This window comes from Janthinobacterium amylolyticum (assembly GCF_051380655.1).
GTDB lineage: Bacteria > Pseudomonadota > Gammaproteobacteria > Burkholderiales > Burkholderiaceae_D > Janthinobacterium.
In genome coordinates, this window is sequence record NZ_JBNYXL010000008.1 from 112,503 (window position 1) to 128,920 (window position 16,418).

Genomic DNA, 16,418 nt, shown 5'->3' on the forward strand with positions numbered 1-16,418 from the left:
GCCCCATCCAGGCAAATTGTCTTTGCGGAGGGCTGGTATCTGAAAAACTGAGGGGTGGACTGGCCACCCGCCCCTGTTCAGTCGCCGGATCGGTGCCGGCGCCACAGCTGGCGCGTGCCGACGTCGACATGCTCCATTTCGCCGGCCGCGCGCAGCTGCGCCAGCGCGGCCGCCGTGACGTCGAGGGGAATTTGCCTGTCCAGCCACCACTGCGCCACGCCCTCGAGCGTGTCGGCGCTGCGGGGATGCAGGGCCGTGTAGGTGCGGATCAGGTGGATGGCGCTGTCGATGGCGGCGGAAGATGAGGTCATGGCATGCGTTCGATGGATGTGGTCAACAGCACGCGGGCCGCGCCGGCAAGCCGGCGGCCCGCGATAGCGTGAATTACTCGCCCTGCGCCGGCGCGCGGCCGATCTCGCCATCGATATTGGCGAGGAACCAGGCCAGCGATGACATCAGCGCGACGTTGCGCTTGAGGTTCTCCGGATCGACCTTGTCCAGCGTATCGGCGGCCGTGTGGTGGTAGTGAAAGTAGCTATGGCTGTCGACCAGCGGCTCGAAACTGGGCACGCCACCCGTTTCCAGGCGGTGCAAGTCGCCCGTACCCAGCGCGTCGCGGCGCGTGAAGGCGTGCGCGCCCATCGGCTGCAAGGCCGCCAGCAAGGGGGCGAACAGTTTTTCCGCTTTCGGGCCCACGCTGGCCTTGATGCCGAACGGCCGGCCGGCGCCGCTGTCCATTTCAATGGCCGCATACTGCTTGCCCAGCGCCTGCTTGTTGGCCTCGAAATAGGCCTGGCCGCCACGGCCGCCATTTTCCTCGTTCATCCAGGCGATCACGCGGATGGTGCGGCGCGGCCGGTAGTCGAGCTTTTTCAGGGTTTCCACCACGCCCATGGCCGCCACCACGCCGGCGCCATCATCGTGCGCGCCCGTCGCCAGGTCCCAGGAATCGAGGTGGCCGGAGACCACCACCACTTCGTCGGCCTTGTCCGTGCCAGGCCAGTCGGCGATGACGTTGTAGCTGTCGGCGTCCGGCAGGTTTTGCGGCGTCAGGGTCAGGTGCATTTTCAGCGGACCGCGCGCGGCCAGGCGGCCGATCAGCAAGGCGTCTTCCACGGTGACGGCGGCGGCGGGAATCCGTTTGCCGTCTTCCAGTCCGGTGGCGCCCGCGTGCGGGATGCGGAAGTCCGCGCCGCCCACCGAGCGCACCAGCGCGGCCACGGCGCCCAGTTCGGCGGCCGCCTTCGGTCCGTTGAAGCGGAAGCGCGAGCCCTGGCCATACGTGACGCCGGCCAGGCCGCGCTCGGCCATCTCCTGGTCGAACGGCGTGTCGATCAGCACGATGGCGCCCTTCACTTCCGCCGCGCGCGCCTTGAGTTCCTCGAAGCTTTTCACGAGGATCACGGGCGCCGTCAGGCCGGCGGCCGGCGTGGCGCCGGAGCCGCCCAGGGCCGTGAGCACCACGCGCTGGCTGACGCCTTACGGGCGGCCCGCGTAGTCGACGATCTCCGCCGTTTCCACGCCGCGCACCCAGTGCGGCACTTTCACGGGCTGCAAGGTGACTTTCGCGCCCAGCTGGCGCAGGGTGTCGGCCACCTGCTGCACGGCGGCGGCCGCGCCGGCGGAACCGGACAGGCGCGGGCCGATCAGGTCCGTCATGTCGGCCAGGCGGGCATATGCCCAGTCGCTGTGCAGGGCCGTGTCGCGCACCTGCGCCAGCGCCTGCGGCGCATTGCCTGGCGCGGCGGCAAAGGCGCCGGCGCTGAGCAGGCAGCCTATGCTCAGGGATACAGCGGAACGGCGCAGTGGCGCGCCAGTCAGGAAGGTCGTCATACGATGGGGTTTCCAGTCAAAAAATCAGTGCGGATACGCCATGCGCAGGGGCATGGCACAGCGTTCTACGATAACGCATTTATTCTGTCGCTGCAGCAACTTTTACCGCGCGCGATTGCCTGCGCCAGCCCAGGTGGATTACCATGCAGTTCGCACCCACCACTGGATACCGCCATGCTCAAGGGAACACTGTGTACCGTCAGGCACGTGCAAGCCGCCGACCTGAACAACTACATCGCGCTGGTCAACGACCTGCCTTCGCGCGGCGAATTCTTTTCCATGCAGTTCAAGTCGCCCGAGGTGATACGCCGCGAATTCATGCAGACGGGCCTGGTCACGGAAGACAGCGAACTGTTCCTGATCGAGGACCAGCACCAGCACATCATCGGCACCATCACGCATTTCAAGAGCCGCACGCCAGCCTCGCGCGAAATTGGCTACCGCCTGTTCGACCCGCAGCGCGGCGGGCGCGGCTACACCAGCGAAGCCACGCGCCTGCTGGTCGATTACCTGTTCCATGCCTACACGTATCACCGGCTGGAACTGCTGATGGACCCGCAGAACACGGCGTCCGAGCGCATTGCGCAAAAGAACGGTTTTACGCAGAAGGGACTGATGCGCCAGGCGTTCTTCATCAATGGCAGCATGCGCGATGTCAAAATGTACAGCCTGCTGCGCCCGGAATGGCAAGCCCGTTCGCGCTGACAGGCCCAGTTGTTACCGGCCGGGCGCGAATGTAATAAGTTGTATTAGACGTGGAACAAGCGCGGTGCAGCAGATATAGTCCACTTCATGCAGATCATTGTGATCTCGCCGGAATGGAAGGAAATGCCATGTTGAACAAGAAACTCCTGGGTGCGGTAATGGTAGCGGCAGTGGCTGTGTCTTCGGCCGCAGTCGCCGGCGACCGCGACTTCAATACCGTTGCAGGCGCCGTTGTCGGGGCGGCCATTGGCAACAGCACCGGCGGCCGTAACGGCGCGATCGTCGGTGGCGTCATCGGCGCCGCCGTTGGCAACAGCATCAATACGAATGACCGCTATTATGACCGTGGCGGCTATCGCGGCGGCTACCGCGAAACCTATTATGCGCCTGCGCCACAGCCTGTGTACTACGCACCGGCGCCGCAGCCAGTCTATTACGCACCGCCGCCGCGCTACTACGGCCCGCCGGCTGTCGTGTACGTGCAGCCGGGCCGCGGCTACTACCGCGGCCATGGCCACCGCGACCGCTACTATGACAACGACCGCGGCCATGGCCACGGCTGGGGCCATCGCCGTTAAGCCTTGCCCTGCTTCAAAAAACCTGCGCCAGCCTGCTGCCGCAGGTTTTTTTATTGGAGAGGCAACGTATCGCCTGCAAGAAATATCAGCTAAGCTGTGTCCTATGATCAACATTCTTACCGCCCGGACCGCAGCAAACGATGCATTTCATTAAAGACGCGCTGGACTTTGGCCCCTGGCTCGATGCCGCCGCTGGCAGCAGCGTGGGCGCCGGCCCCGTTCCACGCCACGAGAACCAGGACAATTTCCTGCTGATCGATGCCCAGGGCCAGGCCGTGTACCTGTCGGGACAGGCGCCGCTGCGCTGCCAGGTGCCGGGCTGGCCCGCCGGCCATGTGCGCGCCGCCGTGCTCGATGGCATGGGCGGCCACGGCCACGGGCGCGAAGCGGCCGAAGCGGCCGTGCAGGGACTGCTGGCCGTGCCCGCCTGTCACGATACGCGCAGCCTGTCAACCCAGCTCGACCAGTTGCACACGCGCCTGCAAAGCCAGTTCGCCGGCGAGACGCCGGCAGCGGCGCGCCAGCCCGGCACCACCCTGACCCTGCTGGAAATACCGGCCGGCCAGGCGCCGCTGCTCTACCATGTGGGCGACTCGCGCCTGTATGAAGTGGCGGACGGCACGGCCAGCATCCTCACCGTCGACCATGTGCCGGCGACCGTGCACGCCATGCGCGGGGTGCTGGACGAAGCCGGCTGGCGCGCTTGCGTGCATGGCATCCACCATCCGCAAATCTCGCAGGCATTTATCCTGGGTAACGCCATCGGCGATACCTTGCAGCTCGACAAGCCGCTACGCGCGCTCGATGCGGGCAATTTACCGTCCTTTCTGTCGCACCTGGGCGACCGCAGGGTGCTGCAGTTGCGGCCAGGCGCCTGCTACTTGCTGGCCAGCGATGGCTTCTGGGCCTGCGCCGACCCGCTGGCGCTGACCGCCCGCTGGCCATCGCTGTGCGCCGGCAAGAACGCCGGGCAAGCCGTCACGGCGCTGCTTGATGATTTTCACGCCCATCCGCCCGCCGGCCTGCACAGCGACAACCTCACCGTGCTGGCCTTGCGTTTTACGCGCTGACGTTGCGCACGAGGCGGCTGGCGGCCAGGTAGCCGGCCGTGGCCGCCGTGGCGGACAGCACGCTGCCCCACGCCATGTCGATCACCGTCAAGGCCAGCGGCCAGGCTTGCAAGGTGGCATAGTTACTCAGGTCATAGGTGCCATAGGCCACCAGCCCCAGCAAGCCCCCCAGCGCCGCAGCCCTGCGGCCGCTGCCCGCGCGCAGGGCCGGCGCCATGGCAAACACCAGCAGCCCCAGCAGGTACAAGACATAGAACAGCACGGCCGGAGTCCAGCGCGGCTGCGCGGCCAGCAAGGGCCCCAGCGCCTGCGCGTAGGTTTCCTGCATCAGCACGGCCAGCCACAGCGCATCGATGGCAAGGAAAGCAAGCAGGGCTGCGCCATAGGCAACGGCAAGCTGGAGCGGGCGTGGGGCGGGCATGGGGGTCCTCCGGGTTGGCAAGGTGAATGTTGCTCCAGCATAAAGCAAAATGCCGCCGGGGGCGGCACGCTGCCCCACCACGCCAATGTTGCCGGCGCACATACGGTGTGCGGTAACAGCCGCATACCGGACGTGTCATCATCGCGCGCGCCCGCCTTGACACGACTGTTATCAAAAGCACATATTCAAAAAGTCACGGAATATGATTTTAGGCAATAGTTTCCATCGTGATTATGGCAGCGTGTGACGATTGGCATGAAATCGGGCAAAAAGAGCGTGTGCGCTTGATGTGAAGGTTGCCAAGCGGGCGCAAAAGCGCGTAAGCTCTCATGTATAACAGAGGGCAAAATGCCCCCGCTCGATTCGAGTCAGAATGTCATGAAAAAATGCAGCAACCCGGAGCACCCGCACTGTACGTTCTGGGTCTTGCCTGGGGAAAACGTCTGCGCGGCCAACCACCCGCAAGCGACGATTGCTCCCAGCAGCTACGACCTGTTGACCGCACTGCGCAGCGCCCGTTCCGAGCCATCGGCAACGGCGCCTTCGCACGCCCCTGCAGTTGCCGCGCCAGTTGCCGCTTCAGCTGCTGCGCCAGTTGCTGCTGCTGCAGACACTGCTGCTGACATCTCCAGACACACCTTGCCTGGCCCTGCCGTCGCCGTTGCCATGCATACGGGCACGGCAATGTCCGCTGGCACGCCCCTGGCGTCCAAGGCCCATGCGCCGGCGCTGGCGTCCGCCGCCATGCCTGGCGCTGCGCCGGCCAGCGTGGCCCGTGCCGCCTACCAGCCGGTGCAAGCCCATTTGCACATCAGCGGCTTCGATCCGCGCGCGGCAGGCGGACGGCAAACCCTGAAAATGGAATTGCGCGGCATGGCCGCCGCCTGCGCGCCGCAGCTGACCGTGCGCCTGCGCTCGGACCTGATCCCCCGCGGCGCCGTCCAGCATGATTTCGTGCGCACCACGCGCGGCGACTGGCGCCCCGTGTTTGTCGAATTTTCCTCCCGCAACAAGGAACATGGCCAGTACCAGATCGAGGTGGAAGTGCACAGCCATGTCGACGGCGCCGTGGCGCAGAAATGGGTGTGCACCTTCGTCATCCTGGTGCCGCGCCGCGATGCGACCCTGACGGAAATCCACCAGATTTTCCTCAGCACGCACAAGAACGTGCGCGTGATGGCTGACGACGCCTCGATCGCCCGCGTGACGGGCGGCGACGGCTGCAATCTCGATGTCACGGCGCGCAATGCCGGCATCGCCCACGTGGATCTGTCCGCGCCGCAGGGCAAGATCGACATGGGCTTTACCACTATCGCCTGGGACGAGGAATTGATCGAGGTCGACCTGCCCGCCGCCAGCCACTGCCACCCGCACCCGAGCCAGGCCGCCTGCCTCGTGAACGCGGCGCCGGAAGCGGGCGAACAGCGCCAGATCCGCCTGTTCGCGCTGGAAGAATGCATGCTGGGCCGCTTCGAACTGGTGGACCCGGAAGCGGATGTACTGCTCAGCCATTTCAGCCCAGACGGCCAGGACAACAATGGCTTGACGCGCCGCCTGTCGGGCCGCCACGCCATCATCCGGCGCGGCCAGCAAGGCTTTGAAATTGAGGACGTGTCGCGCTATGGCCTGCTGCTCGACGGCGTCTGGCCCGGCAAGCACAAGCCCGTCGCCCTGCGCCTGGGCATGCGCATCGAATTGTCCGCCAGCATCAAGGGCATCGTCGTGCTCAGCGTCACGGCCCTGCTTGCGCATGGCGTGATCCTGCACCGCATCGACCACGGCGCCCGCGCCGAATGTTTTTACCTGCTGCTGCCCGAAGCACGGCCCACGCCATCCAGTCACCTTGCTACGCCACAGGCTGCCGCACTGCCCGTCCTTTTCCACCGCAACGGCGGCTTCTGGCACCTGGACGCTGCCAGCGGCAAGGAAACGCCGCTGGCGCCCGCCACGGCGCTGGATAAACTCAGCGGCTTCGCGCGGCACAACCGTTTCGCCAGCGAACCGTATCCGGAATGCTGGATCATCCGCACCGAAGGCGCGGCGCTGTGCGACAGCGGCGCGCTGACCGCCTAGCAATAGCGACGCTGCGCTGCCGCACGCCGGTACAGGCCCCCTGCGGTACCCGCCCTACGCGCGCGGCGCCGTGACCGCCTGACAAGCTTGCCGCCACCCGACACTAACGCGGGACGAGCACGAGAAAAATCAGCGACAGGCCGATAATGAACACCGCTTCCAGCGAAAACACGATGGCGGGGATTTGCAATTCGCGCGGGATTTTCATGGCAACACCTCCTCAAAACGGACACCTGCTTGCAGCATAGCGCGCGGCGCGCGGAATGCATTATCAGCCGCACAACACACTTGACCGGCCGGCATCGCCTGCCCGGTTCGCCATGATCCACCTCCCGATACACAATTTAACAAATATTTGACAGATATTCTGCAATATCCTCGCCTGCCGCCCTTGCATACTGTATATTTATCCAGTTAATATCCGCGACGTTTCACAATGCGCCTGCGTGGCGTTTTACATTTCCTATGGCTTCCAACAAAGCGCATCATGCGACCGGTTGGGCTGCCGGCGTGATCGCCGCGGCCCTGGTCGCGCACGCTGGCGCCGGCGGCCCGTATCAAGTGCTGAGCGTGCTCGCCTTTGTCACGGGCGCGCTGGGCGGCACGGCGCCGGACTGGCTGGAAGTGGCCTGGTGGGCGCGCACGCACCGGCTGTGGATCACGCACCGCACCTGGACCCACTGGGGCCTGGCCTGGATCGCCCTGCTCGTCTACACATATCTGCAATTGCCGCACCATCTCTGGGCGCCGCCCCTGTTCGGCTTTGCGGCGGGCGGCATCATGCATCTGCTGGCCGACTGGCCCAATCCGCTGGGCGTGCCATGGATCTTCCGCCGCCATTCCTTGCGCTGGTGGAAGAGCGGGCGCCACGACATCATCGTCATCCTCGCCGCCTGGCTGGCCGCCACGGTGGTCGCCGACCACGTGTTTTTCGATGGCATCCACTGGCACCGCAGCGTGCTGGCCTTCGACAGCCTGCTGCACTGGTCCGCCTCGGCCTTACAGCAGGCATGGGCGGATCTGCAACAGTGGCAGGAGCGCTGGCGCCTAGGCAAGCAGCAGTAATTGACGCCGCCCGCATGGCAATGTGATAATGAGTATCATTCTCAATAGCCTAGCCAGCCGGCACCGCGCGTTCCGTCAGCCCAGCCCATCCTTTGCCTGGAGTCCGCAGTGAGCACCGTCAGTCCCATCCATGCCGCCCACCTCACTACCCTGTACAGCGAACATCACGGCTGGCTGCTTGCCTGGCTGCGCGGCAAGCTGGGCAACCGCGCCGAGGCGGCCGACCTGGCGCAGGACACGTTTTTACGCCTGCTGGGCAAGCGCGAGGTGACACCGCTGGCGCCCCTGCGCGAACCGCGCGGCTACCTGGCCACCATCGCGCGCGGCTTGCTGATCGACCGCTACCGGCGCCAGGCGCTGGAACACGCCTACCTGGAAGCGCTGGCGCAGCAAGCCGAACCGACGACGATCAGCGCCGAAACGCATGCCATCATCATCGAAACCCTGCTGGCCATCGACCGCCTGCTCGACAGCCTGGGCGCGCGCACGCGGGCCATCTTCCTGCTGGCGCAGATCGAAGAACTCAGCTACGTGGACATCAGCCAGCGCCTCGGCGTCTCGCTGCCGACCGTGAAAAAGCACCTGGTGCGCGCCTACACGGAATGCCTGATGCTGGCGGCCGGCTGATGGTCGGCGCGTTCCCTTCCCCGGCCATCGCCCGCAAGATACTGGCGGCGGCCGCCCACTGGCACGTGGAAGTCAAGTGCGGCAGCGCCGACCCGGCTGCCCTGCAGGCGTGGCGCGACGCCAGCACCGAGCACGAACGTGCCTGGGCTTTACTGCAGCGCATGGACGGCCAGCTGGGCACGATACCGCCATCGCTGGCGCTTCCTGCCCTGCAGGCGGCGCAGCAGCGCCGGCGCGCGGCCGCCAAGATCCTCGCCGTGCTGGTGGCGGCCGGCGGCGGCATCGTGCTGGGCCAGGCTGGCCTGCAGTCCGCGCCGTGGCAGGCGTGGACGGCGGCGCTGCGCACGGCGCCTGGCCAGCGCCGCCACGTCAGCTTGGCCGATGGCGGGCGCATGGAAATGAACACGGACAGCGCCGCCGACGTGCACTACAGCGCCACGCACCGCCGCATCCGTTTGCACCATGGCGAAATCATGCTGCGCACCGCGCCCGATCCGCGCCCCTTCCTGGTCGATACCCCGCATGGCGTGATCCGCGCGCTGGGCACGCGCTTTGGCGTGCGCTGCGACGACGGCGGCAGCACCGTCAGCGTCTACGAACACGCGGTGGAAGTGCGCTGCGCGGCGCGCGCCGATGCCGCGCGGCGCCTGGAAGCGGGCCAGCAGCTCAGTTTTACCGCAAGCGCCGCCGATGCCGTGCAAGCCGTGCCCGCACACCAGGACAGCTGGCTGCGCGGCATGCTGGTGGCCGCCGACTGGCCGCTGCAACAACTGGTGGCCGAACTGGCGCGCTACCGGCGCGGACGCCTCGTGTGCGACGCCGCCGTGGCGCGCCACCCCGTCACGGGCACCTATCGCCTCGACGACATCGACGCCGTGCTGGAAAGCCTGTGCGCCTCGCACGGGCTGCAAGTGACCTATTTCACGCGCTACTGGGCCACGGTGGCGGCACGGCAGATATAAATATGTTGATTTTTTTGCGCCAGGGGTTGGTGTTTCGGCGTGCTGCTTCGGCTTCACAGGTAAGTAGCCGATTCACAAGCCAATTCCTATCCCTCTGAGCAGAAAGACCGAGCATGCAGCTGACCACCCCCGTCCTCCATCCCGCCGCGCGCGCCATCCGCCTGGCCCTCCTCGCCATGGCGTGCGCCGCCCCTGCCGCCTTTGTCGCCGCCCCCGCGCTGGCGCAAGGCCAGGCCGCCGCGACCGCCGCCCCGCAAGCCTATGCTGTTGCGGCCGGCCCGCTGGCCACGGCCCTGAACGATTTTGCCGTCGCCGCCGGCGTCAGCCTGTCGACCGATCCCGCGCAGACGCGCGGCCTGCGTTCGCCCGGCGTGCGCGGCAGCTTTGGCGTGGCGCAGGGCTTTGCCCAGGTGCTGGCCGGCAGCGGCCTGGAAGCGGTGCAGCTGCCCAACGGCGCCTACGTGCTGCGCCAGGCGGCGCCATCCTCCGCAGCGGCGGCCGGCGTGGAAAAGACCATGGCGCCCGTAACGGTCAGCGCCAGCATGGAGCGCGACCCCGTCAGTGAGCACAGCAACTCGTATGCGGCGCGCGCCGTCACCGTCGGCAAGGGCGTGCAAACCCTGCGCGAAATTCCCCAGTCCGTCAGCGTCGTCACGCGCCAGAAGATGGATGACCAGAACCTCAACACCATCGACGCCGTGCTGGCCAATACCACCGGCATCACCATGTACGACAGCCCCATGGGTGGACGCTATGTGTATTCGCGCGGCTTCATGGTCGACACGTACCAGTTCGACGGCGTGAACCGCGCCATGTACTACCCGCAGGCGAACAGCTTTACCAGCAATACGGCCATGCTGGACCGGGTGGAAATCGTGCGCGGCGCCACGGGCCTGCTGCAGGGCACCGGTTCGCCCGGCGCCGCCATCAACATGGTGCGCAAGCGCCCGCTGGCGGAAAAGCAGGTGCAGCTGGCGCTCAGCGCGGGCCGCTGGAACGACGTGCGCGGCGAAGTGGACGTCACCGGCCCCTTGAACGAGTCGGGCAGCATCCGTGGCCGCGCCGTGGCCGCGCATGACCAGCGCGATTATTTCTATGACGTGGCCGACAGCCGCACGGACGTGCTGTATGGCGTGCTGGAATTCGACCTGGCGCCGGGCAGCAAGCTGACGACGGGCGCCAGCTACGAAAAACTGCATTCGACGCCGTTCTTTTCCGGCATGCCGCGCTTCCGCGACGGCAGCGACCCGCACCTGCCCCGTTCGACCTTCCTGGGCGCCGACTGGAACCGCTGGGATAGCAAACAGACGGCCGTCTTCGCCGAATTCGAGCACCGTTTCGACGCCGACTGGTCGTTGAAAGCCAGCGCCAACTACACGCGCGAGCGGCACGACGTGAAATACATGTTCAGCCAGGGCGCGCTCGATCCCGCCACCCTGGCCGGCATGATGATGTATGGCGGCGTGTTCGACTACGGCACCACCAACAAGGGCATCGACCTGTCGCTGGACGGCAAATTCAATGCCTTCGGCCGCCGCCACGGCTTCAGCGCCGGCATGAATACGAACCGGCTGGAAAGCGACAGCGATTTCAGCCTGGCCTTGCTGCAGCGGGCGAACAACCCGCTGCGGCCCAATCACGGCGTGGCCGAACCGAGTGATGCGTGGTTCCGTGAAAACAGCTACCGGGGCGATCCCAGCATCACAAAGATGACGCAGACGGGCGCGTATGGCGTGGCCCGCTTCAGCGTCAGCGACCCGCTCACCGTGGTGGCCGGCGCGCGCGTGTCGAACTACAAATCGAGCAGCGTGTACCGCGACACGGGCGAGGTGTACATCGACCCGTACCGCGAAAACGGCGTCGTCACGCCATATGGCGGCGTGATCTATGCGTTCGACAAGCGCTGGTCCGGCTATGCCAGCGTGTCCGACATCTTCCAGCCGCAAAACCAGCGCACGGCCGAAGGCGCCCTGCTCGATCCGCTCAAGGGCCGCAACCTGGAAGCAGGCGTGAAGGGTGAACTGTTCGACGGCAAGGTGAATGCCTCGCTGGCGCTGTTCCGTATCGAGCAGCGCAACCGCGCGGAGCTCGACCTGGTCAATACCTGTTCCAGTGGCACGGAGTGCTATTTCTCGGCGGGCAAGGTGCGCAGCGAAGGCGTCGATGCGGAAATCAGCGGCGAAGTGGCGCCGGGCTGGCAGCTGTTCGCCGGCTACACGCTGAACAATTTCAAATATCTGGAGCAGACGTCGAACGCGGGCGTGATGTTCGCCAGCACCTACTCGCCGCGCCACATGCTGCGCGCGTGGAGCGACTACCGCCTGCCAGGCGCCCTGCAGAAGTGGAGCGTGGGCGGCGGCGTGAACTTCCAGACGGAGAGCTCGCGCGTGACGCAGAACGTCACGGTGGCGCAAGGCGCGTATGCGCTGTGGAGCGCGCGCGGCGCCTACCAGATCGACCGCAACTGGACGGCGTCGCTGTCCGTGACGAACCTGCTCGACAAGCGCTACTACCAGACGGTGGGCGCGCCTGCCTGGGGCAATTTCTATGGCGAGCCGCGCAAGGCGCAACTGACCTTGCGCGCGCGTTTCTAAACGAAACGCTTATGCCGGAGGACGCATAGGCGCCTTCGGCAGCGGAATAAATTCCGTCTCGCCCGGCACCTGCCCCATGCGCTGGGCGCTCCAGTCGTCGGCCGCCTGCGCCAGGCGCTCCTTGCTCGACGAGACGAAATTCCAGAACAGGTAGCGGTGGCCGTCCAGCGGCTCGCCGCCGATGACGACGAACTGCACCGCGCCGCCGCCTGCCGTCACGACAGGCACCGTGCCCGCCTCCAGCAAGGCCATGGTGTGCGGCGCGAGCGCCACGCCATCGACCAGCACTTCCCCGCTGACCGGATAAATCGCCGCTTCCGCCGGCAAGCCTTCCAGGCGCAGCTCGCGCCCCGCCTGCAGCGCCACGTCCAGGTACACCGTCTGCATGTAGGTGCGCACGGGCGAGGTCTGGCCAAAGGCCGTGCCGATCAACACCTTCACCACGGCGCCATCGAGCGGCACGACGGGAATGTCGGCCTGCGGCGTGTGCGTGAAGCTCGGTTCGTCTTCCTCGTGCGCCTTCGGCAGCGCGGCCCACAGCTGCAAGCCGTGCGTGCGGTGCGGCTGGCCCGCCAGGTCCTGCGGCGTGCGTTCGGAATGCACGATGCCGCGCCCGGCCGTCATCCAGTTGATGGCGCCCGGCTCGATGCGCTGGCAGGAACCGATGCTGTCGCGATGGTCGATCGCGCCCTCGAACAGATAGGTGACGGTGGCCAGGCCGATATGCGGATGCGGGCGCACGTCGTGGTTGGCGTCGGGCGCCACGTCGATGGGGCCGAAATGGTCAAAGAAGATGAAGGGACCGACGGCCTGTTTCACGGCGGACGGCAGCAGGCGGCGCACGACAAAGCCGCCGCCCAGGTCCTTCTCGTGGCTTTTCAGGATGGCCGCGCTCATGCCAGCACCGTCGTCACTTCGGTCGTCACGGCCGTCATCAGCTTGTGGATCGGGCACTTGCCGGCGGCCGACAGCAGTTCCTGGCGCTGCGCCTCCGTCAGCTCGCCCGTCAGGTGCAAGGTGGTGGCCAGGCGATACACGCCCTTGCGTTCTTCGCTGGCATCGCGCTCGGTCGACACTTCCACGTGTTCCAGCGGGATACCCTTGTGCTTCGCGTACCAGACCACGGTGAGGGCCTTGCAGGCCGACAGGGCAGCGTCGTACAGGTCGTGCGGCGACGGGCCGGCATCGCCGCCCCCTTCGGCCACCGAGGCGTCGGCGGAAAGGATGTGGTCGCGCACGTGCACGATGTGGCGCATGGGTTGCGACTGGTCGCGGATGGCTTTGATGGTCATGGCGTTCCTTGATGCGTTTGGAAAGCCACAATTTACACCGTTTGCCCGCTTTGCGCAGCCAGCTGCCCGGCTAACTGGTCATTTGATACGGAATACGGCATCGACCGTCTGCCCCATCCTGAGGGCGGTGACCATCAGCATGTCGTCGGGATTTTGCCGCTCGCGGCTCCCTTCCCGGTGGTAGCGGTCGGACGGCACGAGGCCCACCGCATTGCCCAGGTTTTTCAGCTGCTCCGACGAGATGCCGGCCACGGCGCCCACGCGCTTGCCGAAGCCGCGCGCCATGGCGTCGGCCTTGCGCTGCGCATCCTTGACGGCCTCGCCCATCAGCTCTTCTTCCAGCCGCACGCGCTGCGTGGCGCCGACGGTGACGGCAAACGCATCGAGGTTGGGCATGGCCAGCAGCGGCCCCATGACGGCGAGCCATTTCGACAAATCCGTCACGTTGATATGCACGCTGGCCTTGATCTGGTATTGCGGATGGGCCGGGTCCTGTTCCGCGCCCTTGCGGATTTCCTTGCGCAGGTCACGCACCTCGATGCCGGCCGCCGCTTGCGGCAAGCCCTGCTCGGCCAGCAGCGCCCTGATTTCCCCGATGCGCGCCGCTACCTGCGCGGTGGCCACGTCCGGCGCCGGGTCGAAGGCACTGACGTCGAAATCGCTCTCGCCCAGGTCCGGCGTGAAGAAGCTGTAGGCCGTTCCCGTCGCATGGATAAAGGGATAGGACGGCAAATCACCAGCCAGGGCGGAGATGGGCAGGCAAGCGAAGACGAGGGACAGCAGGCGGCGTTTGAACACGGACACTCCAGCATAGTTGAGGTGCATGAAGCATCCGTCAAGATGACCAATAGGACAATGATTCAGTCGAGCGTGCGCGCCACCCGGAAGCCGACGATGTCGTTCGACAGCACGGTGGAAAAACCGTTGCGCAGGGCCGAGCGCAGATAGCGCGGGTGGTACAGCCAGGAGCCGCCGCGCAGGATGCGCCGGCTGGTATCGCCATCCGTTTCCCACGCGCTGGCGTCGACGGGCGCGCCTTCGTAATTGTCATGCACCACGTCCTGCACCCATTCCCACACATTGCCATGCATGTCGTACAGGCCCCACGGGTTAGGCGCAAACGTGCCAAGGGGACTGGTGCCGCCGCGGTACACGCCGCGCGGGCCGCCGTTGTAAACATACAGGCCGTCGTAGTTGGCTTGCTCCGTGCTGATGGTATCGCCCACGTTGAAGGCCGTGCGCGTGCCGGCGCGGCATGCATATTCCCATTCCGCTTCGCTGGGCAGGCGGTACTGCCGGCCCGTGCGCTCGCGCAGCCAGGCCAGGTACAGCTGCGCGTCATTCCAGCTCACGCCGACGACGGGATGCTGCTCGTTCTGCACGAAGCCCGGATTGTCCCAGTCCGTCTCGGCGCCGCCGCCTTCCCATCCCGTCGCTTTCACGAACGCGCGCCATTCGCCCACGCTGACGGGGTGGCGCGCCAGCGCGAACGGCCGCTCGATGCCGACCCAGTGCTGCGGTTTTTCGCGGTCCAGCCAGGTCTGCTGCGAGCCAGCCTGGAGAGCGGCCTTGTGTTCCGTCTCGTGCGCGCCCATCTGGAAGCGGCCGCTGGGGATCAGCACCAGTTCCGGCCCCTGCCCCGTGCCGTCGAGGAAATCGTCGCGCAGCACGCCCTCGGCATTGGCGACCGTCTGCACGGCTTCCGCCGGCGCGGCTGGCACGGCGGCTGACGCCGGCGGCACGGCCGGCGCGGCTGCGGCGCGGCTGGCTTCTTCACGGCGCGCCCGTTCCTGCTCGGCGCGGTACGCCGCTTCCGCCTTGGCGACGATGGCCTTGCGCTGCAACTCCTGGTGTTCCTGCAGGGCGGTGGCCGCATCGGCTTCGCGGCGCGCGCGCAGCTGGCCGCGCAGCGCTTCCTTGCGCAGCTTGCGCGCCTCTTCGGCCTCGAAATGGCGCTGTGCCTCCTGCTCGCGGCGCAGCTTGTCCTGGCGCTGCTTTTCCAGCGCGGCTGCCTGGATCTCGGCCTTGCGGCGCTGGTCCAGTTCTTCCTGCCGCACACGCGCCTGTTTGAGTTCTTCCTCGCGCGCCTGTTCGGCCGCCAGGGCCGCCTGCTTTTGCTGCTGCGCCAGGCGCGCCTGCTCCTGGCGCGCCAGCTCCGCCAGTTCCTCGGGCGACGGGCCGGCGGCCCGCTCCAGTCCTTCGAGCAGGGCTTGCACGGATTGCGGGCGCAGTTCGGCCGTCAGCGAAAAGCCGTTCTGCAGCACTTGCCACTGCTGCGCGTTGAGGGCCTGCGGTGCGGACGGCAAATGGCTGGCGCTGCGCGTGTCGTCGAACGGCATGCGCCCTTCGAGCATCTGGTAGATCATCACGGCCACCGCATACACGTCGAGGCGCGGGCTGGGCTGGCGCTGGTAGGTGCCCGCCTCGGGCGCGCGGTAGCCCTGCGTGCCGGCGTTCGGCGTTTCCAGCCCCAGGCTGCTGCCCGCGTTGCGCACGCGCGAAGCGATGCCGTAGTCGAGCAGCTTGATGTCGCCCTTGGCCGTCAGGAAGACATTGCCCGGCTTCAGATCGCGGTGCACCAGCTTGTGCTTTTCCCACGCATACGACAGGGCCTCGGCCACCGGATGCAGCAGTTCCTGCACCGTGGCCAGCGGCAGCGCGCCCTGGCGCCCCAGATAGTGCTCGAGGTCTTCGCCATCGAGGCATTCCATGATGATGAAATAACTGGCCGTGGCCGGGTCCTGCGCCCATTCGTAGACGCGCACGATGTTTTCATGCGCCAGTTTCCGCGCCTGCGTGGCTTCCTCGATCAGCAGCTTGGCGTGCGTGGGGCTTTGCGTCAGCTGCGGCGGCAGAATCTTCAGCGCCACCATTTCGCTGCTGCCCAGCTCAGCGTGCGTGGCCAGGTCCGTGGCTTGCCACACCTGGCCCATGCCGCCCGTGCCGATCAGGCGTTCGAGCCGGTAGCGGCGGTTTTGCGGACCGATTTCCTGGCCAGTCATGAAGCCCAGTTCCGTTCCCTGGCGCACCGGCAGCGGCGCGGACACGGGCGCGGCGCCCGGCGGCGCATATTCGGCGTCGAGGATGGCGTTCTTGCGGCGTTCAAATTCCTGCTCGCTGAGCAGCCCGTCGTCATGCAGGGCGCGCAGTTCCCGCAGCTTGTCTCGTGCTTTTTGCATCATCTATGGTGAAACGCTT

Annotated in this window: 16 protein-coding genes; 8 read left to right on the top strand and 8 right to left on the bottom strand. The window is 66.5% G+C overall.

All coding sequences use genetic code 11. From position 1 onward, the window contains the following. Positions 1–77 precede the first annotated feature (77 nt). The 3 genes from ACQ4WR_RS17995 to ACQ4WR_RS18005 form a co-directional block, all read right to left on the bottom strand. Positions 78–311 (bottom strand): hypothetical protein, encoded by a 234-nt coding sequence (locus ACQ4WR_RS17995; protein WP_436488934.1) that lies wholly within the window; start codon positions 309–311, stop codon positions 78–80. Positions 312–384: 73 nt separating this feature from the next. Further along, entirely contained in the window at positions 385–1,464 is a 1,080-nt protein-coding gene (locus tag ACQ4WR_RS18000; RefSeq protein WP_436488935.1) for a M20/M25/M40 family metallo-hydrolase, read from the bottom strand. 15 nt (positions 1,465–1,479) lie between these two features. Continuing rightward, positions 1,480–1,833 (bottom strand): hypothetical protein, encoded by a 354-nt coding sequence (locus ACQ4WR_RS18005; RefSeq protein WP_436488937.1) that lies wholly within the window; start codon positions 1,831–1,833, stop codon positions 1,480–1,482. Positions 1,834–2,007: 174 nt separating this feature from the next. Here ACQ4WR_RS18005 and ACQ4WR_RS18010 point away from each other — a divergent pair, with 174 nt between their 5' ends. The 3 genes from ACQ4WR_RS18010 (at position 2,008) to ACQ4WR_RS18020 (ending at position 4,186) form a co-directional block, all read left to right on the top strand. Further along, a complete protein-coding gene (locus ACQ4WR_RS18010; RefSeq protein WP_436488938.1) occupies positions 2,008–2,538 on the top strand; it encodes a GNAT family N-acetyltransferase in 531 nt (176 codons plus the stop codon). 128 nt (positions 2,539–2,666) lie between these two features. Further along, positions 2,667–3,116 (top strand): glycine zipper 2TM domain-containing protein, encoded by a 450-nt coding sequence (locus ACQ4WR_RS18015; RefSeq protein WP_102299394.1) that lies wholly within the window; start codon positions 2,667–2,669, stop codon positions 3,114–3,116. A gap of 140 nt (positions 3,117–3,256) precedes the next feature. Continuing rightward, on the top strand, positions 3,257–4,186 hold the full coding sequence (locus tag ACQ4WR_RS18020) for a PP2C family protein-serine/threonine phosphatase (RefSeq protein ID WP_436488939.1): 930 nt from the start codon (positions 3,257–3,259) through the stop codon (positions 4,184–4,186). Here the strand turns inward: ACQ4WR_RS18020 and ACQ4WR_RS18025 are convergent. Further along, a complete protein-coding gene (locus ACQ4WR_RS18025) occupies positions 4,176–4,607 on the bottom strand; it encodes a DUF2177 family protein (RefSeq protein ID WP_102299388.1) in 432 nt (143 codons plus the stop codon). The genes ACQ4WR_RS18020 and ACQ4WR_RS18025 overlap by 11 nt on opposite strands. 378 nt (positions 4,608–4,985) lie before the next feature. Here ACQ4WR_RS18025 and ACQ4WR_RS18030 point away from each other — a divergent pair, with 378 nt between their 5' ends. The 5 genes from ACQ4WR_RS18030 (at position 4,986) to ACQ4WR_RS18050 (ending at position 11,928) form a co-directional block, all read left to right on the top strand. Next, positions 4,986–6,680, top strand: coding sequence for an FHA domain-containing protein (locus ACQ4WR_RS18030; RefSeq protein WP_436488942.1), 1,695 nt, complete (start codon positions 4,986–4,988; stop codon positions 6,678–6,680). A gap of 465 nt (positions 6,681–7,145) precedes the next feature. Continuing rightward, positions 7,146–7,745, top strand: a complete 600-nt coding sequence (locus ACQ4WR_RS18035) for a metal-dependent hydrolase (RefSeq protein ID WP_436488944.1) — start codon at positions 7,146–7,148, stop codon at positions 7,743–7,745. 108 nt (positions 7,746–7,853) lie between these two features. Then, positions 7,854–8,372, top strand: coding sequence for a sigma-70 family RNA polymerase sigma factor (locus tag ACQ4WR_RS18040; protein WP_436488946.1), 519 nt, complete (start codon positions 7,854–7,856; stop codon positions 8,370–8,372). Continuing rightward, the gene (locus ACQ4WR_RS18045) at positions 8,348–9,334 is read left to right on the top strand and encodes a FecR domain-containing protein (protein ID WP_436488948.1); all 987 of its coding nucleotides are present in this window, start codon (positions 8,348–8,350) and stop codon (positions 9,332–9,334) included. Before ACQ4WR_RS18040 ends, ACQ4WR_RS18045 begins: the two co-directional genes overlap by 25 nt. Before the next feature lie 113 nt (positions 9,335–9,447). Then, positions 9,448–11,928, top strand: a complete 2,481-nt coding sequence (locus ACQ4WR_RS18050; protein ID WP_436488950.1) for a TonB-dependent siderophore receptor — start codon at positions 9,448–9,450, stop codon at positions 11,926–11,928. Positions 11,929–11,937: 9 nt separating this feature from the next. On the opposite strand, the gene ACQ4WR_RS18055 is transcribed toward ACQ4WR_RS18050, so the two are convergent. The 4 genes from ACQ4WR_RS18055 to ACQ4WR_RS18070 all read right to left on the bottom strand — a co-directional run bounded on the left by ACQ4WR_RS18055 (position 11,938) and on the right by ACQ4WR_RS18070 (position 16,399). Then, complete coding sequence (locus tag ACQ4WR_RS18055) at positions 11,938–12,825, bottom strand: pirin family protein (RefSeq protein WP_436488952.1); 888 nt, start codon at positions 12,823–12,825, stop codon at positions 11,938–11,940. Beyond that, positions 12,822–13,220: an OsmC family protein gene (locus tag ACQ4WR_RS18060; protein ID WP_436488954.1), complete on the bottom strand. Its 399-nt coding sequence runs from the start codon at positions 13,218–13,220 to the stop codon at positions 12,822–12,824. The genes ACQ4WR_RS18055 and ACQ4WR_RS18060 overlap by 4 nt, the downstream gene beginning before the upstream one ends. Before the next feature lie 78 nt (positions 13,221–13,298). Next, positions 13,299–14,018: an SIMPL domain-containing protein gene (locus tag ACQ4WR_RS18065; RefSeq protein ID WP_436488955.1), complete on the bottom strand. Its 720-nt coding sequence runs from the start codon at positions 14,016–14,018 to the stop codon at positions 13,299–13,301. Positions 14,019–14,080: 62 nt separating this feature from the next. Then, positions 14,081–16,399, bottom strand: coding sequence for an SUMF1/EgtB/PvdO family nonheme iron enzyme (locus tag ACQ4WR_RS18070; RefSeq protein WP_436488957.1), 2,319 nt, complete (start codon positions 16,397–16,399; stop codon positions 14,081–14,083). Positions 16,400–16,418 lie beyond the last annotated feature (19 nt).